We start from the raw sequence: 22,609 nt of genomic DNA, 5'->3' as shown, positions 1-22,609 counted from the left end.
TCTTCAGTTTTTTGGTTTAATGGAGCGCGCCGGATTTCCAACAACTCGATCGCCCGGCGCAACGTCTTTGGTTACGACAGAGCCAGCGCCGACGACGGCCTCATCGCCAATGGTCACGCCCGGCAGTATGATTGCGCCCCCACCAATCCAAACGTTATTGCCAATTGTTACCGGTTTGGCGATCTCATCTCCGGCTAAGCGTCTTTGTGTATCGAGTGAATGAGCGGCTGTGTAAATTTGCACTCTAGGCCCAATCATGACGTTCGCGCCAACCTCAACCTGCCCATTGTCCAGAATAATGGCATCCCAGTTGATGTAGGTGTTTTCTCCGATGGACAAGTGACAACCGTAGGTAAGTTGTAGCGGTGGCTCTATACAGGCGCTATTTTTTAATTGGACGCCCATTTCCGCCAATAGTTGTCTACGGATATCTGGGTTTGGCTCGTGGTTAAATTGGAAGACAAGCTGCGCAGTTTTGGCGCGCATTAGCTTTAGTTCTTCATCCAGACAATTATAGGTTTCTCCAGAGCGCATCCGAGTCAGTTCTGACATAACAATCATTCCATCAATGTTATTTGCAATAAGGTGCATAATAGGTGAGAGTGATTCGAAGTGAAAATTTGATGCTTAAAAATCAGAAAGTTATCACTGATTTGCCTTGCGTATCCAGTTGGTTGATTGGCTCGTTTAGTTCACAAAGACGTATTCCCTAAATGGCTTAATCGGTTGAAGCCAAAGTGGGAAACCACTCGAAGCGTTTTACGTAGATTACAATATAGTTAATAAGAAGAACTTAATTGAGCCGCTGCGCTATCGATTGATCCAAAAATTTATGACTTATGCGCTCTGGCTTGCTGGCAACGATGAATCAAGAGTGAGCACTTTATGTTCGAACGGGTCATTTCATTTTTAGAAACAACACTGTTTACCTTTAACGAACAACCTATCACGTTGTGGGCGATATTGATGGTGCCGACATGGGTGATTGTCGCTTTATGGTTGTCCAAAATTTTAATCAAAACCGTTACGTCAAGAATGTCCTCATCGGGGAAAGATCCAAACGTTATTCATTTGGTTAAACGGATATTATTTGTCATCGCTCTAGCCATTATTTTTATGACCACACTTTCGATGATCAATGTGCCAATCACCGCGTTCGCCTTTCTGTCTGGTGCCATCGCTATCGGCTTCGGTTTTGGTGCGCAAAACATCATTAACAACTTCATAAGTGGCTGGATTTTGATTGGTGAAAAGCCAATCCGAATTGGGGACTTTTTAGAGGTTGAGGGCGCCAAAGGCATTGTCGAGCAAATAAATACACGCTCAACGAGAATCAGGCGAACCGATGGTGTTCATATGCTCATACCCAACAGTCAGTTGATTGAGAACGTGGTGATCAACTGGACGTTATGCGACAGATTAGTTCGTGGCTCTGTCGTCGTCGGTGTCGCGTATGGGAGCGATGTCAAACAGGTTGCTGCCTTAATGGCGGAAGTGACTTCGCAGCAAGCGCAAGTTCTGAGTTCGCCAGCGCCAGATGTGTTTTTTCAAGACTTTGGTGACAATGCTTTGATCTTCGAATCTTATTTTTGGATTAACTCAACGGTTGAGGGCGGTATTCGCTCGGTCGCAAGTGCCATGCGTTTTGAAATCTACGAAGCTTTCGAAAAGCACGGCATTGAAATCGCGTTTCCACAACGAGATGTGCACATTGATGGGCAAATCAAGTTGTCTAGGGAGAGAAACGGATAGGGCGATAAGCGGTATTGGTGTTCTTATCTTGGTGTCGAGTAACCATAGCGAGGCGGTCACAACACGGATTCACCTCGCTAGAAACCAGTTTGAAGGCGTTATTGGTTGTCCCACATGACTTCGCATTCTTCTTTGATTGCTGATTTTAGCAACTCAATCAGTGGAAACGCTCTGCGTCCTAGGCTTACCGCGGGCTCTGCTTGTTCTTCCTCTTCGTCTACATCAGTAGGGAGGTTTTCTTCAGCTGCATTTTTCGCAGATAGAGCAGAAGTTAATTTTGATAGCGCGTCAGGAACATCTTGAGCGGAAATTGATCCCGGCACAGTGCCGCTGTGCCCCATCATTTTGAGCATATCTAATGCAATATCACCAAACATTGTGACGTTTGAGTGGCTTCGACAACGAAATGTTATGAGCATTTACCTGATCCTGTTTTATATGTTCGCTTTGAAACTAAATTGTAGCTGAAATCAGACACTAATTAATGTGATGAAGACCGTTGAGCGTTAAGGTTTTTATGAGTAACAACAAAAAACGGGCACGTACGTCTGCATGCCCGTTGAAATACATTACCTGATTGGTTGTTGATGATTTACAAGCTATACGGATCGCCCAGAGCTAATGCGACCCTAGAAGCAGGAGACTTTCCTAACGCACGGCAAATTTGCCAACCCGCTTCATTGATGACGCTAAGGTCAACGCCTGTTTCAATCCCAAGTTGCTCACACAGATAAAGTACATCTTCCGTTGCAACATTGCCACTAGCTCCTTTCGCGTAAGGGCAGCCGCCGAGCCCCGCTACTGCGCTATCAATGGTGTTGATGCCCATTAACAAGGCTTGATAGATATTGGCTAATGCTTGCCCATAAGTGTCATGAAAATGTACTGCGAGCGCGTCTTTTGGCAGTAGCGTTAACAACGAATCCAGCATGGCGATAACGCGATTAGGCGTTGCTTTACCGACAGTATCACCGAGCGAAATCTCATAACATCCCATATCAAACAACGTATTGGCGACCTTGGTAGTTTGCTCTGGCTTGATTACTCCCTCATATGGGCACACCATGGTACAAGACAAGTACCCGCGTACAGGAATGTTATGTTGGTTCGCCAATTCGATAACGGGCTCAAATCGAGCGAGACTTTCGGTAATGCTGCAGTTGATGTTCTTCTGGCTGAACGTTTCTGAAGCGGAGCCAAATACCGCAATTTGCTTTACACCGCTTTCCAGCGCACGTTCTAACCCTGCGAGATTTGGTGTGAGAGCGCTATAAACCACGTCAGGCTTTTTTGAGATACCAGCAAACACCTGATCGGAATCGGCCATTTGAGGCACCCACCTTGGAGAGACGAAAGATCCCGCCTCAATATGCTTTAAGCCACTGCTGCTTAGTTGGTTAATCAAACGGATTTTATCAACCAGCGTCACTGACGTTTCATTTTGCAGACCATCACGAGCGCCGACTTCGACGATATTAACCTTCGCTGGTAGCATATTCGCGCTCCTTATCTTCACTGACGTTATCCGATATCAAAGCCAAATTCAGCAGGATGGAACCGTGCTGTACTTGGTCCCCGTGCTGATAAAACAATTCGTCGACTTTTGCTGCTACCGGAGCCGTGATGGTGTATTCCATTTTCATTGCTTCGAGTACCAAAAGCGGATCGCCCGCCGCCACTTCGTCACCTTTAGCCACCATAACTGCTGAAATTATGCCGTTGAGTGGTGCGGTTGGACTTAGTTCATCGTCAATATCTTTTGCAGAGTCAAAGTTAGGTTGATGAGCAAACGTGCGTTGCTGGCCAAGATAAAACAGTGTTGTCTGTTGCTCATCGCTAAGTGCATTAAAGGTGTAACGCACATTATCAATATCGACGATAAACTGGTTGCCACTTTCAAGCAGGATGACTTGATGCAATTCCTCGCCGCATCGGACAGTGACGTGAGAACCTGTATCTTGCGATGATTGTTGCAAACGTATCTGATGGTTGGCATTGGCATCCGTGAAGTTAAATCGATATACGTTGTCAACTGACAGTCTAAAACCTCGTTTGGTTGGCGCGGGTAACGTTGAGTTGACTGATTTTGAAATGAGATCATTCCAGTGAGCAACAGCCGCCAACGTTAGCCAAATAGAATCCGGCACGTCTTGCTGCTCATTTATGCCTTGTTGATGTGTGACGAGGAAACCTGTATCAAGCTCAACCTCGGCAAAGGCTGGCTGAGAAATAATGCTGTGCAGATAACCAATGTTTGTCGTTACGCCACGTACGTGATATTGACTTAACGCCTGCTTAAGCTGCTTGAGCGCGATATCACGAGTTTGCCCCCAGACGATCAGTTTGCTGATCATTGGATCGTAATATTCGCTGATGCTATCGCCTTGGGTAACACCACTATCAACGCGTACGCACGCTAGGCGCACATTACTGTCTGATACGGGTTCTTTTAAGTAGTCAATGCGGCCAGTCGACGGCATAAAGTCATTGTCTGTATCTTCTGCGTAAATTCGCAGCTCAATTGAATGGCCGTTGTGGGTGATTTCAGATTGCGAAATAGGTAAATGCTCGCCAGCTGCAACTTTGAATTGCCACTCCACCAAATCAACGCTGGTGATCAATTCAGTGACAGGGTGTTCAACTTGCAGACGGGTATTCATCTCCATGAAGTAGAATTGACCTCGGCTATCGAGTAAGAACTCCACCGTGCCCGCGCCAACATAGTCGATCGCTTGAGCGGCCTGAACCGCAGCTTCACCCATTTGTTTACGCAGTTCATCACTAAGACCGGGAGCTGGTGCTTCTTCCACAACTTTTTGGTGACGGCGTTGAATGGAGCAATCGCGATCAGAAAGATAGACACAGTTGCCATGTTGGTCAGCAAATACCTGAACTTCAACGTGGCGAGGCTGCAATATGCATTTTTCGATTAGAAGCTGCTTGTCGCCAAAGCTTGAAAGTGCTTCACGCTGCGCACCGTCGATGGCCAGCGGCATTTCGGCTGCGCTATTGACTACTCGCATGCCTTTACCGCCACCCCCTTGGGTTGCTTTAAGCATCACTGGGTAACCGATTTTTTCAGCTTCTGCTAATAAATGCTCTACGCTGTTGTCTGTGCCGTGATAGCCCGGAACCAATGGTACGTTCGCCTCTGACATGATGGCTTTGGCTTGCGACTTCGAACCCATTGCTTCAATTGCGCTGGTGGAAGGGCCAATAAAAACAATGCCATTTTCGCTGCACGCTTTCGCCAGTTTCGGGTTCTCGGAAAGAAAGCCATACCCAGGGTGGATAGCATCGGCTTGCCATTTTTTCGCAGCGCCGATAATCGCATCGATATCGAGATACGATTCACTCGCAGGAGCGGGGCCAATGAATTCAGCGAAATCCGCTTGTTTAACATGTAAGCTGCTGCGATCCGCTTCGGAATAGACGGCTACCGTCTCGATAGCCATGCTTTTTGCGGTTTTAATGATTCGGCAGGCAATTTCACCGCGGTTTGCGATCAGTATTCTTTTAAACATGATTCCTCCAATTGGCGGCGCGCTTTTCAAAAAATGCAGCTAGTCCTTCTTGTCCTTCACTGGACACGCGAGCGGTTGCAATAGCTTGGCTGGTGTATTCAATTAATGAATGATCGATAGGTTGGTTATCACAGCGTAAACAAAGTGCTTTTGCAGCCTGCATGGCTTGTGGACCGTTGTTGAGCAGGTGATCAATGGTGCGATTGACGGCTTCACGTGGTTGAGCGTCTATCTGATGAAGAATACTCATCGATAGCGCGGTTTCGGCATCAATCAGTTCCGCGGTTAAAAAGTAGCGTCGGCTTTGTCGTTGTCCAATCGCTCGGATTACGTAAGGTCCGATGGTGGCGGGTAACAAACCGAGCTTCACTTCACTCAAACAGAAGCGGCTTTCAGGTGTACCAATAGCGATATCGCAGCAGCAGATAAGCCCAAGTGCGCCGCCAAATGCAGCGCCATGCACCATAGCAATAGTCGGTTTGCTAAAGGTATCCAGCGTATGCAAAAGTTTTGCTAGTTGCTGTGCATCTTGCAGGTTTTCACTCTCGGTTTTGGTGGCCATTGACTGCATCCAGCCAAGATCCGCACCCGCAGAAAAGTGTTTCCCTTGCGCCGTTAGTACCAATGCACGTAGAGAGTCGTCTCTCTCAAGTTTTTCCAAGGTTTCGATAAGTGAAGCAATTAATTCATCATTAAACGCGTTGTGTTTCTCTGGTCGATTGAGGCTCAACCAAGCAACGCCATTGCTGTCTTTTTCAAGCAGTAGTCCGGTCATGTGACTTCCTTTGTCTGACATTTCAGTCTCTATTCCAATGCTCGCTAACCGTTACTTGTATAAACATCGGTATTCGCGAGGAGTTAAGGTTTGCCTTGCATCCGGCTACATACGGAAGATGCCAAATTTGCTGTCTGGTATTGGCGCATTAAGCGCAGCAGACAGAGCAATGCCGACAACATCACGGGTTTTCGCAGGGTCAATAATGCCGTCGTCCCACAAACGAGCACTGGCGTAATAAGCGTGACTTTGAGTCTGATATTGCTCCGCAATTGGACGTTTGAACGCTTCTTCTTCCTCCGCGCTCCAGCTTTCACCTTTGCGAGTTTTGATATCGCGGGTCACTTGCGCCATCACGCCAGCCGCTTGCTCTCCACCCATGACGGAGATGCGCGCGTTTGGCCACATCCACATCATGGTTGGATCATAAGCGCGGCCACACATGCCGTAGTTTCCTGCGCCATACGATCCACCAATAACCACGGTAAACTTCGGCACGTCTGCACACGCAACAGCAGTTACCATTTTCGCACCATGTTTGGCGATGCCTTCGGCTTCGTACTTCTGACCGACCATAAAGCCCGTTATATTCTGCAAGAAAAGCAGAGGAATTTTGCGTTGTGCGCACAGCTCAATAAAATGCGCGCCTTTTTGTGCTGATTCTGAAAATAGAATGCCGTTGTTAGCGACAATGCCAATCGGCATACCGTGAATATGGGCAAAGCCACAGACCAAGGTTTCGCCGAACAGGGCTTTAAATTCATCGAACTGGGAATCATCAACAATTCGGGCAATGACCTCTTTAACATCAAACGGCTTTTTGAGATCGGTTCCGACGATGCCGTACAGCTCTTGGGCAGGAAAACGTGGTTCCTGTGGTGCTTTTTGCTTGAGTTGAACGGGTTTCAAGTGGTTAATTTGAGAAACGGCTTGTCTTGCCAACTCTAACGCGTGGTGATCATTTTCTGCGTAATAGTCCGCCACACCAGAGGTGCGACAATGAACGTCTGCGCCACCAAGATCTTCCGCGCTGACTTCTTCACCTGTCGCTGCTTTTACAAGAGGTGGACCTGCCAAAAAAATCGTGCCTTGTTCTTTGACTATGATGGATACGTCGCACATGGCAGGAACATAAGCGCCGCCAGCGGTACATAGCCCCATGACCACCGCAATTTGTGGAATGCCTTTGGCCGACATACGGGCTTGGTTGTAGAAAATACGGCCAAAATGGTCTTTATCTGGGAATACCTCATCTTGGCGGGGTAGGTTAGCGCCGCCAGAGTCGACTAAGTAAACACACGGCAGTTGGCATTTTTCTGCAATTTCTTGTGCTCTTAAGTGCTTTTTCACGGTGAGTGGGTAGTAACTGCCGCCTTTTACCGTCACGTCGTTGGCAACGATCATACACTCGGTGCCGTCAATTACACCCACACCGGCAACCACTCCAGCACATGGAACGTAATCTGGATACACATCCCAGCCAGCAAATTGACCAATTTCTAGAAAGGACGAACCAGGGTCGAGTAGGGCAAGAATGCGCTCACGTACCGGAAGTTTGCCTTTCTTCTGCTGATGCTCGCGGGCTTTCTCACCGCCACCATCTTCTATTTGGGCAGTCACGGTATAAAGTTGATCTACAAGTGACGCCATAGAGCGGTAGTTTTCCTGATACTGCTCTGAATGGGTATTAATATTGGTCGTCAAACAAGCCATAAATAGCCGATCTCCATTCGGTAGACGGGTGTCACCACCCGTCTTTATTTAGGTTGAATAAGATTTAGATTGAATAAGGAAGTTGTTTCGAGTTCGAACCGCCTAGGTATGATGATTAGGCGCTTTCGTTAAACAATTCGCGACCAATAAGCATGCGGCGAATTTCTGAAGTGCCCGCACCGATTTCATACAGCTTGGCATCTCGCAACAAACGGCCCGTATCAAACTCGTTGATGTAGCCGTTACCGCCAAGTAGTTGAATCGCATCCAGTGCCATCTTGGTTGCCAGCTCTGCGCTGTAGAGGATCGCGCCAGCAGAATCTTTACGTGTGGTTTCACCGCGATCACAAGCGGCAGCGACGGCGTAAACATACGCTTTAGCGGCATTCATTTGTGTGTACATATCCGCGATTTTTGCTTGAACTAGCTGGAATTCACCGATGGATTTACCGAACTGTTTACGGTCGTGAATGTAAGGCACAACGATATCCATACACGCCTGCATGATGCCAAGTGGGCCGCCTGCAAGCACCACACGTTCGTAGTCGAGGCCGCTCATCAATACTTTCACGCCTTGGTTTTCTTCGCCGAGAATATTCTCCGCAGGGACTTCGCAGTTTTGGAAGACCAGCTCACACGTATTCGAGCCGCGCATGCCCAACTTGTCGAGTTTTTGTGCTTGAGTAAATCCAGGGAATCCGCGTTCCACAATAAACGCCGTGATGCCTTTGGAGTGCTGGCTTGGGTCGGTTTTTGCGTAGACAACATAGGTGTGTGCATCAGGGCCGTTGGTGATCCACATTTTGTTGCCATTTAATAGGAAAATATCGCCTTTACGTTCGGCTTTAAGCTGCATAGAGACCACATCAGAGCCGGCGCCGGGTTCACTCATAGCAAGGGCGCCGATATGTTCACCGGAGATGAGCTTAGGTAGGTATTTCTCTTTTTGCGCTTGTGTGCCGTTACGGTGGATTTGGTTGACGCAAAGGTTGGAGTGAGCGCCGTAACTTAACGCAACCGAAGCGGATGCTCGGCTGATTTCTTCCATAGCGATAACGTGGGCGAGATAGCCCATGCCTGCACCACCAAACTCTTCGCTGGTGGTTACACCTAAAAGACCCATGTCACCTAATTTGGACCAAAGATGGTTTGGAAAGTCGTTAGTTTGGTCGATAGATTGCGCTAGCGGCGCAATTTCTCTTGCAGCAAAACTATTGATTTGCTCGCGAAGCAAATCGGTATTTTCGTCATAAACAAAGTTCAGGGAAGAGTAGGTAGATTTCATTGCGTGTCCTTGCCTTTACGTCACCTACATCCCAGAGTTGAGGTGTTAGGTGACTTTTTCGCCTTTCATGGATCTCAGTGTGTTTTGGCATCGCAACTGCGCAGCATTTAACTCCATCATTACCGCTTGAATGTCGTTTGCTTGCTGTTGCAATGCTGCCTTCTTCTCTTCGATCAACCGAATCATATAGTTCAACTGCTCAGTACTTTGATCGGTATCGTAGAGTTCAAATAACTCTTTGATATCTGCAAGAGAAAAGCCCAATCGCTTACCTCGCAAAATCAGTTTTAGTCGAATTCGATCGCGACCATTGTAGATTCGTGTGTTGCCTTTACGTTCCGGAGTTAGGAGACCTAAATCTTCGTAGAAGCGAATGCTTCGAGTAGTAATGTCGAACTCTTTCGCGAGCTCGCTGATCTTAAATGTGTTCATTCCTTAACCTTACGACTTTCGTATAACATTTACATGAATATACAATTCGTTAACGTTAAAGTAAACAAACAACATCCACTCTTGAGCCTTGATATCACTCGCATTTACTCGAAATCAAAGAATCACTCGAACAAACAATAACCTCAAACTTGACGTTAACGTAAATGTTAGTATAGTTATGACGTAAACGTCAATAAAAGGTTAATGGAATGAAAAATGAAACATGGATTGTTGCCGCTAAGCGAACGCCTATCGGCTCTTTTCAAGGTGCATTAGCTTCAACAGATGTCACGGAACTCGGTGCGAAAGCCATTCAAGGGGCGCTAGCCGAAAGCCAACTCGATGTGCACAAAATAGACGAAGTGTTGATGGGATGCGTTTTACCCGCCGGTGTGGGGCAAGCGCCTGCAAGACAAGCAAGTCTTAAAGCTGAAATGCCACAATCGATTGGTTGTACGACACTGAACAAAGTTTGTGGATCGGGTATGAAAACCGTCATGCTGGCATATGACCTTATTCAATCTGGTAATGCGCATGCTGTCATCGCTGGTGGCATGGAAAACATGTCGTCTTCTCCTTATCTATTAAAGAAAGCGCGTGATGGTTTCCGTTTAGGTCACGAGCAAGTGCTTGATCACATGTTTTATGACGGGTTGCAGGATGCCTACCAAGGCGAGCTGATGGGTGTCTTTGCAGAACAGACGGCGCAAAAGTATCAGTTCAGCCGTGAAAGTATGGATGCCTGGGCGCAACAGTCGGTGACTCGTGCGCAGCAAGCAATCGAACAAGGTTTGTTCAAAGAAGAGATCGTGCCTGTTAACGTAAAAAGTCGACGCGGCGAAACCCTGGTTGTAGATGATGAGCAACCGAGCAAACTCGACGTCACTAAAATTCCTACCTTACGCCCTGCGTTTGCCAAAGATGGCGGCGTAACCGCAGCAAACTCTAGTTCCATTTCGGATGGTGCGTCGGCAATGATCTTAGTCGATAGTGAGTTTGGTCGTCAGGAAAACCTTCAGCCTCTAGCCAAAATTGTCGCGTACAGCACGCATGCAAGACAGCCTGATGAGTTCACCATCGCACCAGTCTTCGCGATTGAATCGCTGCTGGAAAAAACGGGCTGGGACAAATCAGACGTGGACCTTTGGGAAATCAATGAAGCGTTTGCAGTTGTAACGCAGTACGCAGTGAAAGCGCTTGAGTTGGATGCAAGCAAAGTGAATCCACGTGGCGGCGCTTGTGCGCTAGGGCATCCAATAGGCGCAAGTGGCAATCGAATCCTTGTCACTTTGATTCATGCGCTAAAACAAACTGGTGGTAAGCGTGGCGTTGCATCGCTTTGTATTGGCGGCGGCGAAGCTACCGCTATCGCGATTGAAATCTGCTAAATCACTCTCAACAAAGTTTCACTTACATAACAGTAGTCAGTAACAAGCAGAAAAATACAAGGATGTCATCATGACAGAACAAGTAAAGCAGTATATCGGTGGTGAATTTGCCATCTCCGATTCAAAACAATGGCTAGATGTAACCAACCCGGCAACCAACGAAGTGATTGCACAAGTACCTTGTGCCACGGAATCGGAAATGAATGCGGCGATTGCTAGCGCAACGGAAACGTTCAAGCGTTGGAAAGAAGTTGCCGCTCCGGAGCGTGCTAGATTGATGTTGCGCTACCAACACTTGCTAAAAGAGCAACACGATGAGTTGGCGATACTGCTTTCAAGTGAGACAGGCAAAACTCTTGCGGATGCAAAGGGTGACATTTGGCGCGGGATTGAAGTCGTAGAACAAGCGGCGAACATTTGTAGCTCAATGATGGGTGAAACGGTTGAGAATGTCGCAACCAATATTGATGGTTACTCTTACATTCAACCGCTCGGTGTTTGTGCTGGCATCACACCGTTTAACTTTCCTGCGATGATTCCATTGTGGATGTTCCCAATGGCGATCGCTTGTGGCAACACCTTTATTTTGAAGCCGTCAGAGCAAGTGCCACTAACGGCAATGAAACTGGCGGAGCTGTTTGAACAAGCAGGTGCACCAAAAGGTGTTTTGCAAATTGTTCACGGCACCAAAGAGCAAGTCGATCGCATTCTGACTGATCCCGTCGTTCGTGCGATCTCTTTTGTCGGCTCAGTGCCCGTTGGTGAGTACATCTACAAAACAGGTACAGACAACCTGAAACGCGTGCAGTCATTTGCAGGTGCTAAGAACCACATGGTCATCATGCCGGATGCAAACAAACAGCAAGTCATCAATAACCTAGTTGGCGCGTCAGTTGGTGCTGCAGGCCAACGCTGTATGGCGATTTCGGTTGCCGTATTTGTCGGCGAAACCAAAGAATGGATTCCTGAGCTTAAAGAGGCGTTAGCTCAGGTTCAGCCTGGCGCGTGGGATGATGAAACCGCCGGTTATGGTCCACTGATTAGCCCTCAAGCGAAGCAGCGAGTGGTGAATCTGATTAATGAAGGCAAAGCGTCAGGCGCGAATTGTGTTCTGGACGGGACAGATTGCCAAGTACCTGGCTTCCCGAACGGTAACTGGGTGGGGCCAACATTGTTTACCAACGTGACCACAGACATGTCGATTTATCAGGAAGAAATTTTCGGGCCTGTACTGTTAACTATGGAAGTGGATGACCTAGATGAAGCGATTGAACTGATCAATGCAAACCGCTTTGGTAATGGTACGTCTATTTTCACGGCGAACGGCGCTGCCGCGAGAAAGTATCAACACAATATCGAAGTAGGTAACGTAGGAATCAACGTACCGATTCCGGTGCCATTGCCGTTCTTTTCGTTTACTGGGTGGAAAGGCAGCTTCTACGGCGACCTGCATGCTTACGGTAAACAAGCGGTTCGCTTCTACACCGAGACGAAAACTGTCACCGCGCGTTGGTTTGAAGATGACATTCCAAGCGGTCCAAACATGACTATTCAACTTAGCTAATTACTGGATTAGCGACACCTCTAGCCAAGCCCTTCATCCTTTTAGAGGGCTTGGCTCGGATACAAATGCAACGAATTAGACCTTAGGACTTCAAGATGGATTTTGAATTAAACGAAGATCAACTCGCGTTTGCCGAAGTAGCAAAGCAGTTTGCAGACCAAATGTTAGCGCCGCACGCGGCCGAGTGGGATGAAAACCATCACTTCCCTAAAGATGTACTGCGTCAGGCGGGTGAGCTGGGCTTTTTGAGTATCTACACGCCACCAGAGCACGGTGGCTTGGGGTTATCTCGTTTGGATGCGGCGATCATTTTCGAGCAGTTGGCTATGGGTTGTACCGCGACTACTGCGTTTATGACCATTCACAACATGGCGACGTGGATGATCACCAGTTTTGCCAAAGCCGAAGTGGCGCAGCAATTTAGCGCGGATCTAATTTCGGGTGAAAAGCTCGCTTCCTACTGTTTAACCGAACCTAATGCCGGCTCTGACGCCGCTTCTCTAACGACTAGCGCAGTGCGTGATGGCGATGAGTTTGTCCTCAATGGCGCAAAAGTGTTTATCTCTGGCGCGGGTGATACAGATGTATTGGTCGTGATGGCGCGTTCGTGTGGTGAAGGAGCGGGTGGCGTTTCTGCATTCGTTGTTCCTGCTGATTGCGAAGGCATTAGCTACGGTAAAAAAGAAGCCAAAATGGGTTGGAACTGCCAGCCAACTCGCATGATTACCTTCGAAAATGTCCGCATTCCGGCTGACTATCTGTTGGGTGAAGAGGGAGAAGGCTTTAAGTTCGCCATGCTTGGCCTTGATGGTGGTCGAATCAATATCGCTACTTGTTCCGTCGGTACTGCGCAACAAGCACTGAACGAAGCCAAGCAATACATGAACGAACGCAAACAGTTCGGCCGTTCACTGGCGCAATTTCAAGCGTTGCAGTTCAAGCTTGCTGATATGGCGACTGAGCTGGTCGCTGCGCGTCAAATGGTGCGACTCGCTGCCGCTAAACTCGATGCTCAGCACGCAGAAAAAAGCGCGTACTGTGCCATGGCAAAACGCTTTGCTACTGATGTGGGCTTTAAAGTCTGCGATCAGGCGCTGCAAATTCACGGTGGCTATGGCTACATCAAAGAATACCCAGTCGAGCGCCATTTCCGAGACGTTCGTGTTCACCAAATCCTTGAAGGTACCAACGAAATCATGCGTCTGATCGTCGCAAGACGATTACTAACGGAAGGCGTTGAGCTGCTTTAGTCAGCGAGACACAGCCTTACCTAAAGAAATTAAAAAGGACTGAAAGATTATGACGGCACAAATCAAATTAGAGCGCGAAGCGCATATTGCCAAGCTCACGATTAGTAATCCGCCAGCGAACACTTGGACGCTTGAGTCTTTGAATCAGCTAAAAGAGTTGGCGATTGAACTTAGCAATGATTGCTCTATTTATGCGTTGGTTTTAACAGGCGAAGGCGAGAAGTTCTTCTCTGCTGGAGCAGATCTTAATAACTTTGCATCGGGTGATAAATCACAAGCAGCGGACATGGCGTTCGCATTTGGTGAAGCGTTTGAAGCGCTTTCTGCATTCGATGGGGTTTCTATCGCAGCGATTAATGGCTATGCGATGGGCGGCGGTCTGGAAGTGGCGATGGCGTGTGACATTCGTATCGCAGAAGAACAAGTACAAATGGCACTTCCTGAAGCATCGGTAGGTTTGTTGCCGTGTGCGGGAGGGACGCAAAACCTGACCGCGTTGGTAGGTGAAGGTTGGGCGAAGCGTATGATCCTGTGTGGCGAGCGTGTGACGGCCGAGCGAGCGGAAAAAATTGGGTTAGTCGAAGAGGTGGTGGCGAAAGGTCAAGCACTCGAAGCGGCTATGGAGCTAGCACAGCGTGTTGCGGGCCAATCACCGAAATCCATTTCTGCGTGCAAAACGCTCATTCAAGGTCGACGCAGCCAAACTCACGCGGCTGGATTGGTTTTAGAGCGTGAACTGTTTTTACAGCTGTTCAATACACACGATCAGACTGAGGGTGTGAATGCGTTTTTGCAAAAGCGCAAGCCACAATGGACAAACAGCTAGCGGAGGCCAAATGACAGGTACAGTAAATGTTTCAAAGCTTAAGTGCGCTGATGGCTCTGTTATTGGTGTGCTGGAGCTTGATAATCCAGCTGCTCTCAACGCGTTGAGTTACGTGATGATTGAGAAGTTGTACAAACAGCTTAGTGAATGGCAAACGGACGACAGCGTCGTCGCGGTATTCTTGCATGCTCAAGGTGAAAAAGCGTTTTGTGCTGGTGGCGATATTCAAGCGATCTACCGTGCACTTGAAAACAAAGAGCAAGATTTTGATTCTGCGTTTTCAGCGATGGAAACCTTCTTTGACCTCGAATATCGCTGTGATCATCTTATTCATACTTATCCAAAACCGATCATCGCGTGGGGACATGGTTATTTGATGGGCGGCGGTGTGGGATTATTTATGGGTGCTAGCCATCGCGTTGCAGAAACGACCACACGCTTTGCAATGCCAGAGATTAAAATTGGCCTTTACCCAGATGTAGGTGCGACGTACTTCCTAAACCAGTTGCCAAAACATTTGGCACTGTTCTTAAGTTTGACTGCTTGTCAAATTAACGCAACAGATATGAAAGCGTTGGGGTTAAGCCAATGGATTGCACAGCCAGAAAACAAACAAGTGCTGCTGGATCTGCTTGCATCGGTAAGTTGGAAAGGTGAAGCGAACATCAACGAAAAAATCGCCACTACGCTGCGTTCGGTACACGTGGACGAGCCAACCGAAGGGATGTTGATGCCCTATGCGGAATTGATTGAGCAGTTATGTTCGGGTGACTTAGCGTCAATTGTTGATGCAATCAGCCGTGCTAACGTTGATAACAAGTGGTTCGTCAATGCGCAGAAGTCACTGAACTATGGCAGTCCGTTGTCGCTCAGTATCACTTATCAGCAGTTAACGCAGTATCAAAACCTCTCTTTGAAAGCGTGTTTTGATATGGAATTTAACCTAACACTACGTTGTGGCTTAGAAGGTGATTTTAGAGAAGGGGTTCGTGCGCTGATTATTGATAAAACCAATCAACCGACTTGGCAACATCGCACGGTTTCTGACGTAACGCCACAAGTTTTGGAGCGCTTCTTCTCGCCAATTGACTCAGCAGAATACCCACTGACCGCATCGTCGGTAGCTATAGTGGCACTTTAGTACAAGGAAGAAATACGATATGGACAAAATTGCATTTATTGGCCTTGGTAACATGGGTGCGCCTATGGCTAAGAATCTACTCAAAGCGGGCTTGAATGTCGAAGTATTTGATTTGAACCCAAGCGCAGTTGAGGAGTTGACCGCATTGGGCGCTTCAAGTGCCGATTCCGTTCAGCAGGCAGTACAAGGTGTGGAGGTGGTTGTCACTATGCTGCCAGCGAGCCAACACGTTCAAAGCGTTTATCTTGGTCAAGATGGCATCTTAGATAGCGTCGAATCAGGCACCTTGCTGATTGATTCATCCACCATCGATCCGGCGACTGCTCGTTTGGTTGGCGAAAAAGCATCGCAACTTGGTATCAGTTTTGTTGATGCACCAGTATCTGGTGGCGTTGCGGGCGCAGCAGCAGGTACGTTAACTTTCATTGTTGGCGGCTCACAAGAGAACTTTGTTCAAGCCAAAGCGGTGCTTAGCCACATGGGTAAAAACATCTTCCATGCGGGCGATGTTGGAGCTGGTCAGGTCGCGAAGATCTGCAATAACATGATGTTGGGCATTTTGATGAGCGGCACCTGTGAAGCACTCAATTTAGGGATGGAAAACGGACTCGATCCCAAAGTGCTTTCCGACATCATGTTGCAAAGTTCAGGGCGTAACTGGGCGCTAGAGCTTTATAACCCTTGTCCAGGTGTGATGGAAAATACGCCTGCAAGCAATGGTTATCAAGGCGGCTTTATGAGCCAGTTAATGGCTAAAGATCTGGGTCTTGCGATGGAAGCGGCGGTTGCCAGTCAAACATCAACGCCAATGGGCAGCTTGGCTCGTAACCTGTTTAATTTTCACAACGGTCAGGGCAACGGGCAAAAAGATTTCTCAAGCTTGTTTGAGTTCTACCAAAAGCAAAATCAGGCCTAAGGAGCACTTATGGAGTTAGCAAATAAGGTCATTGCGATCACGGGGGCAGGGCAGGGGCTGGGTAAACAAATGGCACTGTCACTGGCGGAAAATGGCGTTCATCTTGCGCTTATCGACCTCAATTCAGAGCAACTGGCTGAAACGAAAGCGGAATGTGAATCTCTCGGCGTTACCGCTCGTTTTTATGTGACGAACGTGACTGACGAACAGCAGGTATGCACTGCTTTTGAGCAAATTGAGGTAGATTTCAAGCAGCTCAATGGCGTTATCAATAACGCAGGTATTATGCGTGATGGTATGTTCATTAAAGTCAAAGATGGTCAGGTTAACACGATGTCGCTGGAACAATTTCAGTCTGTTCTAGATGTGAATGTAACAGGCACTTTCCTGTGTGGCCGTGAAGCGAGCAAGGTAATGCTGAACACCGATAGCAAAGGGGTTCTGATCAACATATCCAGCGTTGCGCGTGCCGGGAATATTGGTCAAACCAACTATTCAGCATCTAAAGCGGCGGTAGCCACCATGGCAACGGTGTGGGCGAAAGAGTTAGGGCGTTTCGGAATTCGCTCAGTGGCGATTGCTCCGGGTGTCATCAAAACTGCCATGACAGACCAAATAAAACCTGAAGCGATGGAACGTTTAATCGGAATGATTCCGGTTGGACGTTTAGGTTTGGCGGATGAAATTTCATCGACCATAAAATACGTGTTAACCAACGAATTCGTGACCGGACGAGTGTTCGAAGTCGATGGCGGAATGCGAATGTAACCCCCTCTGCAACATAAAAAAGGGGAGCGAGTTTGATTGTCCGCTTCCTTCCACTTTCTCCTTTCTTTTATTGCTTCTATCTGAAAAATGTATTGGATGCATGGTCGACTGCTATCTCATCGAACGGTATAAAAATTTATTCTATTTCTAATGTGAATGGCTAGTTCTATATTGCTTGTCATGTAAATGTATTAACTCACAACTAAGACGATCTTTTGTCTCACTAACGAGATCATTATTCTTGGTGTGTAAAAAATACTCTTATTGGTCATATTGCAACCGAAAACTATTTCGGCATCTAAAGATGGTGATTTATTATTCAGCGCAAAATACATGGGAATATGAGGCTGACTGAATAACCTTCAGTTGTCTTAATAATAAATAATCAGAATTCTCAATTACACTGAAGTAACTACCCATTAGGGAAGAGCAATAATGTCACTATTTCATTCGATTAGGACGATGCCGCTATTATTGGGGTGTCTGTGTTTTTCTGTTCAGGCCTCCACAGAAAAGGTGGAACAGGAAGGTAAGTTTTTACAGTCGTTAGAAGGCATCGAAAATCAAATTTACGCATTACCTCAGAGTTCTTTAGCTTTGATTGAAGCGTTAGAAGAAGAGTCTTTGCTACAAAACCAACCAACAGCGCTGTTGGTGCGTTACTGGCTTGCCAAGGCCACGGTTTTAGAGCTGCTAGGGCGCGTAGAAGAGAGTCAGAGTGTCGTTCAAAAAGGATTGGAGCTTGTGCGTCCACAGAGCCATGAGTATCTCCTGTTTAAGTTGATTCAGATGCGAACTATGGTTGGAAAGAGCGATATCGATACCGCGCTTTCTGCGTTGGATAGCTTGTTGGAAACATCGCGTGAGAATGGTGATAAGCAACTTGAATCAGAAATCCTGTTGCTAAAAGGACGCTATTACGATGAGCAAGGTGAGTTTAAAAAATCCTATGCTGCACTTATGTCGTCCATGGATGCGGCTGAATCTTCAGGTGTTCACGGGCTGGTAGAACGTGCAGCACTAGAGCTAGGTGACGTACTTGTCAAAATTCAGGGTTACGACCGATCTGAGGCGCTTTTGGAACAAGCATATCGCTATTTTAGGGATAGGCGTATGTCGTTCAATGAGTTGTTGAGCGTTTTGACGATAGCGAAACTTCATAAAGCACAGTTCCAATACGAAGAGGCGATAGCGTCATATCAGCGAGCGTTAAAGCTGGCTCAAATTATCGGTGATGGACGCTTTAGATTTCGAGTTAACCTTGAACTTGCAGCTTTATATCGCGAGACGAATCAAGAAAAGAAGATGGTTAACCACTTGAAGCTGGCGGAGAATTTACAGTACAGAGAAACGTCTAGCGCGTATTTGGCAACATTTAAGTTGTTACAAGCCGAATATATGTTAGAGCAGCAGCAATTTGAAATACTTTTAGCGATGATCGCACCAATGCTGCCGGAGATTATAGAGAGTCGATACGTCAAGCAACAGCAAATGGAGCTACTAAAAGTCGCCGCTATGGCCTATGCGGGAAGCAATGACTTTAAACTAGCATTCGAAACTTACGGTAACTATCACGATAAATTTATCCAATTTAGCAATCAAAGAGAAGTTGAAAATCTTGAGCGCCAGCAGACGTTATTTGAGTTGGAACGACTTGAATATGAGAACGAAGATCTCAACTGGAACAATGTGTTGCAGCGTATGGAGCTAGAAAATAACCGTCGTACTTTTTACTTATTGGGTGAAGCGCTACTTGCGCTCATCGGTGTTCTATTTTTGATGGCGGTAGTATTTCTCGTCGTCAATCGCTCGCGTTTGAGAATGCGTCGCCTCGCAAAGACAGACACATTGACAGGGTTGTTCAATCGCCGTTTTTTAGAGGACTGGTTCACTAAGCCAGTAGAAGTGAGGCGTGAGCGAAAAGAGAAACCGGTACCTCAATCTAAGCAAGAAAAGATACAACAATTTGTTTTTGAGCAAGTCGAGCAAGTTAAGTACGGTTATCTAGCTTTAAATAAATGGGTAGATAGCAAACTCGATAAACAGAAAATGGTGCCAAATAAACCACAATCGGGGCCAGTAACTTTAGCGTTAATCGATGTGGATTATTTCAAGCAGGTAAATGATACCTATGGGCATGTGTTTGGAGATACCGTACTAACGGGCGTTGCCAAAGTGTTGGAGGAAACTGTACGTGAGAACGACATTGTTGCTCGCTTTGGTGGTGAAGAGTTTGTTGTTGTTATGCCCAATACAGACCATAAAAACGCCCTTATTACTGCAGAACGTTTACGTAGCGCTTTATCCCTACATGGCTTTGTTACGGAACAGAAAGAAGAAGTGAGAGTGACCTGTAGTTTTGGAGTCGTTACCACTGAAGATAATGAGATGAGTTTTAAATCACTTTGCGATCAGGCCGATAAATTGCTTTATCAAGCGAAAGCGAACGGACGCAACTGTGTGGAAGGTCGCTCGCTAGCGTAACAGAAATCAAAAGTTCAGGCTCATCGCACGATGAATCTGAACTTATCCCTCCCATTTACTTTGATAGCCAAGTGACTTTGAGATCCTTGCTTCGAATATAAAACGCTGAATCTAACATCTTAAAGTCACTTGGCGATATTACTTAAAAATGGCTTAAGGATATCGAATCGCATATTCATGGCGTTCAATATAACCTCTCTCTTTGCCTTCTTCACCTTCAAAGTGCGAATGCCACTTGTGTCTACAAAACTATAACAAACTAGTGTGTCTATTCTTTGTACAAATAAACCGTGTACAGGTGAAATGATTAGTGGTCGATATAAATTTTTTGTGGCACAGATTTTTGTTGTTCAAAAATCAACTCGTTCATAATCGTTTTAAAAATAGAGTAAGAGTTAAGTATTTGATTTTGTTTTTCTTGTTTGTTTGTTCTTAAACTAAAATCTAGTTATCCCGACAAGTTCTTACCGAGCGATTTTTCGTACACCCTCAACTTTTCATCCTTTTTTACTAACATTTTTCTTTAAAAATAATTTGAGTTCGAATTAATTTTCAGGCATTTTATATTTAACTAACCGTTCAATTAAAAATAACAGGGACGCAAAATGCCAAAGGTGGGGATGCCTGAAATCAGAAAACCGCAGCTTGTGAAAGCGACAATGTCAGTGATTGATAGAGTCGGTTTACACGCGGCGAGTATTTCGTTAATCAGCAAAGAAGCCGGTGTATCAACGGGGATTATCAACCACTATTTCGGTGGTAAGCACGGATTGCTGGAGGAAACGATGCGAGAAATCTTGCGTCAGCTTTCGTCCACTATCACACAGAAGTTACGTGAGCTGCCAAGTGATGCTCATCACCAAAGAATTAATGCAATCATTGACGGTAACTTTGTCGGCTATCAGGCAGAAAACCAAGTTGCTAAGACTTGGCTGGCGTTTTGGTCGTACTCAATGCATGACGAGCAGCTCAAGCGTTTACAGCGTGTCAACGAACGACGTCTATTGTCCCACCTAAGAAAAGAACTCAAAGCATTATTAAATGCAGAGCAGGCTGAATTGGTTGCTCATGGTATTGCATCACTTATTGATGGAATTTGGCTGCGCGGAACGCTCAACCCGCAAGGCATTGATGCAGAAAGAGCGAGAATCATCATCAACGATTATCTCGAAAAACAACTTACGTTTTATTCTGAAAAAATATAAAAGTTACAGGTCTTCAAAATGGAAATGAAAGCACACTATATCAATGGTGCGATGTACGACGGGTGTTCAGATGAACACTTCACCACTTACAATCCGGCGAATGGTGAGCCATTGGCCAACATTAAACAAGCGAACCAAGACGATCTTCAAGCAGCGATTGAATCGGCAAAAAAAGGTTTTGCTGCATGGTCGGCGATGACTGCGATTGAGCGCAGCCGTATTTTACACAAAGCCGTTGCCATTTTACGTGAGCGTAATGACGAGCTGGCTGCATTGGAAGTGGCAGATACTGGTAAGCCCATTCAAGAAGCTATCGCGGTTGATGTCACAACAGGTGCCGATGTTCTTGAGTACTACGCTGGCCTTGCTCCAAGTCTACAAGGTGAACAGCAGCCACTCAGCGACGATCAGTTTTTCTATACACGTCGTGAGCCATTGGGCATTTGCGCGGGTATTGGCGCTTGGAATTATCCAATTCAAATTGCGATGTGGAAATCGGCGCCAGCACTGGCTGCGGGCAACGCAATGATCTTCAAGCCATCAGAAGAAACACCATTAACGGCGCTTAAGCTCGCCGAAATTTATTCAGAAGCGGGCATGCCAGATGGCGTATTTAATGTCGTGCAAGGGGATTACCGAGTAGGACAGATGCTAACGGCGCATCCTGATATCGCAAAAGTGTCATTCACGGGTGAGTCAGGCACCGGTAAAGTCGTAATGAGTGACAGCGCTAAGACACTAAAACAAGTAACGATGGAGCTTGGTGGTAAGTCTCCACTGATTATTTTTGATGATGCGAAGTTAAACGATGCCGTTTCTGCGGCCATGGTGGCGAACTTCTACACCCAAGGTGAAGTTTGTACGCACGGTACACGCGTATTTGTCCATGAAGGTATTTATGACGACTTTATCACACAACTTAAAGCCCGAACCGAGCTGTTAGTCGTCGGCGATCCGCTTGATGAGAACACGCAGATTGGCGCGCTAATCTCTAAAGATCATGAATCGAAAGTTTTAGGAGCGATTGAAGCCGCGAAAGCGAGTGGCGCGACGTTACTGACTGGCGGCTACAAAGTAACAGACAATGGCCTAGCTAATGGTAACTTTGTTGCTCCAACCGTATTTGTTGATTGCGATGATGACATGAGCCACGTTCAACAAGAAATCTTTGGCCCGGTAATGTCAGTTCTGAAATTCCGCGATGAGTCGGAAGTGATTGCGCGCGCAAATGGCACCGATTATGGCTTAGCGGCAGGTGTCTTTACTCAAAACCTATCTCGTGCGCACCGTGTGATCCATCAAATTCAAGCGGGTATTTGTTGGGTGAACACATGGGGTGACTCACCTGCGGAAATGCCAGTTGGCGGCTACAAGCAATCAGGTGTTGGCCGTGAAAACGGAGTCGAAACCCTTAAACATTACACACAAACGAAGAGTGTTCTGGTTCAGCTAAGCGACTTCGAAAGCCCTTACAAATGATACTACTCATAGTAGATAACTGACCACTTTAGCTTGTTAAAATGCTCGATAACTACGTTGTCAATTTTGATTGTAGGTTAACTACTTATCAAAATTTCCGCCTTGTT

At 46.6% G+C, this 22,609-nt stretch carries 19 protein-coding genes; 11 read left to right on the top strand and 8 right to left on the bottom strand.

Translation table 11 applies throughout. From position 1 onward, the window contains the following. Nucleotides 1-3 precede the first annotated feature (3 nt). On the bottom strand, nucleotides 4-552 hold the full coding sequence (locus J4N43_RS20955) for a sugar O-acetyltransferase (RefSeq protein WP_025767897.1): 549 nt from the start codon (nucleotides 550-552) through the stop codon (nucleotides 4-6). Nucleotides 553-885: 333 nt separating this feature from the next. Between J4N43_RS20955 and J4N43_RS20950 the strand changes: the two genes are divergently transcribed. Further along, nucleotides 886-1,752, top strand: coding sequence for a mechanosensitive ion channel family protein (locus J4N43_RS20950; RefSeq protein WP_053349207.1), 867 nt, complete (start codon nucleotides 886-888; stop codon nucleotides 1,750-1,752). Nucleotides 1,753-1,850: 98 nt separating this feature from the next. On the opposite strand, the gene J4N43_RS20945 is transcribed toward J4N43_RS20950, so the two are convergent. From J4N43_RS20945 to J4N43_RS20915, 7 genes are all read right to left on the bottom strand, one after another. Further along, nucleotides 1,851-2,171: a DUF1840 domain-containing protein gene (locus tag J4N43_RS20945; protein WP_053349206.1), complete on the bottom strand. Its 321-nt coding sequence runs from the start codon at nucleotides 2,169-2,171 to the stop codon at nucleotides 1,851-1,853. 173 nt (nucleotides 2,172-2,344) lie between these two features. Further along, entirely contained in the window at nucleotides 2,345-3,247 is a 903-nt protein-coding gene (locus tag J4N43_RS20940) for a hydroxymethylglutaryl-CoA lyase (RefSeq protein WP_053349205.1), read from the bottom strand. Further along, nucleotides 3,228-5,276 (bottom strand): acetyl/propionyl/methylcrotonyl-CoA carboxylase subunit alpha, encoded by a 2,049-nt coding sequence (locus J4N43_RS20935; protein WP_053349204.1) that lies wholly within the window; start codon nucleotides 5,274-5,276, stop codon nucleotides 3,228-3,230. The genes J4N43_RS20940 and J4N43_RS20935 overlap by 20 nt, the downstream gene beginning before the upstream one ends. Continuing rightward, nucleotides 5,269-6,051, bottom strand: a complete 783-nt coding sequence (locus J4N43_RS20930) for an enoyl-CoA hydratase-related protein (protein ID WP_017633676.1) — start codon at nucleotides 6,049-6,051, stop codon at nucleotides 5,269-5,271. The genes J4N43_RS20935 and J4N43_RS20930 overlap by 8 nt, the downstream gene beginning before the upstream one ends. Before the next feature lie 105 nt (nucleotides 6,052-6,156). Continuing rightward, nucleotides 6,157-7,764, bottom strand: a complete 1,608-nt coding sequence (locus tag J4N43_RS20925; RefSeq protein ID WP_053349203.1) for a carboxyl transferase domain-containing protein — start codon at nucleotides 7,762-7,764, stop codon at nucleotides 6,157-6,159. A gap of 115 nt (nucleotides 7,765-7,879) precedes the next feature. Continuing rightward, the gene (locus J4N43_RS20920; protein WP_005373245.1) at nucleotides 7,880-9,049 is read right to left on the bottom strand and encodes an isovaleryl-CoA dehydrogenase; all 1,170 of its coding nucleotides are present in this window, start codon (nucleotides 9,047-9,049) and stop codon (nucleotides 7,880-7,882) included. 45 nt (nucleotides 9,050-9,094) lie between these two features. Beyond that, a complete protein-coding gene (locus tag J4N43_RS20915; RefSeq protein ID WP_005373242.1) occupies nucleotides 9,095-9,481 on the bottom strand; it encodes a MerR family transcriptional regulator in 387 nt (128 codons plus the stop codon). A gap of 209 nt (nucleotides 9,482-9,690) precedes the next feature. Between J4N43_RS20915 and J4N43_RS20910 the strand changes: the two genes are divergently transcribed. From J4N43_RS20910 to betB, 10 genes are all read left to right on the top strand, one after another. Continuing rightward, on the top strand, nucleotides 9,691-10,869 hold the full coding sequence (locus J4N43_RS20910) for a thiolase family protein (RefSeq protein ID WP_053349202.1): 1,179 nt from the start codon (nucleotides 9,691-9,693) through the stop codon (nucleotides 10,867-10,869). A gap of 70 nt (nucleotides 10,870-10,939) precedes the next feature. After that, on the top strand, nucleotides 10,940-12,433 hold the full coding sequence (locus J4N43_RS20905; protein ID WP_029798081.1) for a CoA-acylating methylmalonate-semialdehyde dehydrogenase: 1,494 nt from the start codon (nucleotides 10,940-10,942) through the stop codon (nucleotides 12,431-12,433). Nucleotides 12,434-12,528: 95 nt separating this feature from the next. After that, a complete protein-coding gene (locus J4N43_RS20900) occupies nucleotides 12,529-13,683 on the top strand; it encodes an acyl-CoA dehydrogenase family protein (RefSeq protein ID WP_005373226.1) in 1,155 nt (384 codons plus the stop codon). Between the two features lie 49 nt (nucleotides 13,684-13,732). Further along, nucleotides 13,733-14,509, top strand: coding sequence for an enoyl-CoA hydratase (locus J4N43_RS20895; protein ID WP_053349200.1), 777 nt, complete (start codon nucleotides 13,733-13,735; stop codon nucleotides 14,507-14,509). A gap of 10 nt (nucleotides 14,510-14,519) precedes the next feature. After that, nucleotides 14,520-15,650, top strand: coding sequence for an enoyl-CoA hydratase/isomerase family protein (locus J4N43_RS20890; protein ID WP_053349199.1), 1,131 nt, complete (start codon nucleotides 14,520-14,522; stop codon nucleotides 15,648-15,650). Between the two features lie 19 nt (nucleotides 15,651-15,669). After that, on the top strand, nucleotides 15,670-16,566 hold the full coding sequence (mmsB, locus tag J4N43_RS20885) for a 3-hydroxyisobutyrate dehydrogenase (protein ID WP_053349198.1): 897 nt from the start codon (nucleotides 15,670-15,672) through the stop codon (nucleotides 16,564-16,566). A gap of 9 nt (nucleotides 16,567-16,575) precedes the next feature. Beyond that, nucleotides 16,576-17,334, top strand: coding sequence for an SDR family oxidoreductase (locus J4N43_RS20880; RefSeq protein WP_053349197.1), 759 nt, complete (start codon nucleotides 16,576-16,578; stop codon nucleotides 17,332-17,334). Nucleotides 17,335-17,796: 462 nt separating this feature from the next. Continuing rightward, nucleotides 17,797-19,818 carry a tetratricopeptide repeat-containing diguanylate cyclase gene (locus tag J4N43_RS20875; protein ID WP_081051365.1) on the top strand — a complete coding sequence of 674 codons (2,022 nt, stop codon included), beginning with the start codon at nucleotides 17,797-17,799 and terminating at the stop codon, nucleotides 19,816-19,818. 605 nt (nucleotides 19,819-20,423) lie between these two features. Then, nucleotides 20,424-21,023, top strand: a complete 600-nt coding sequence (gene betI, locus J4N43_RS20870) for a transcriptional regulator BetI (protein ID WP_017820329.1) — start codon at nucleotides 20,424-20,426, stop codon at nucleotides 21,021-21,023. A gap of 18 nt (nucleotides 21,024-21,041) precedes the next feature. Then, nucleotides 21,042-22,502, top strand: a complete 1,461-nt coding sequence (gene betB / locus J4N43_RS20865) for a betaine-aldehyde dehydrogenase (protein WP_053349195.1) — start codon at nucleotides 21,042-21,044, stop codon at nucleotides 22,500-22,502. Nucleotides 22,503-22,609: the final 107 nt, after the last annotated feature.

Source organism: Vibrio sp. SCSIO 43009 (assembly GCF_023716525.1).
In the GTDB taxonomy this organism is placed as follows: Bacteria; Pseudomonadota; Gammaproteobacteria; order Enterobacterales; family Vibrionaceae; genus Vibrio; species Vibrio alginolyticus.
The sequence above is the reverse complement of the archived record's forward strand: the minus strand, read 5'-3'. Positions and strand labels throughout refer to the sequence as shown.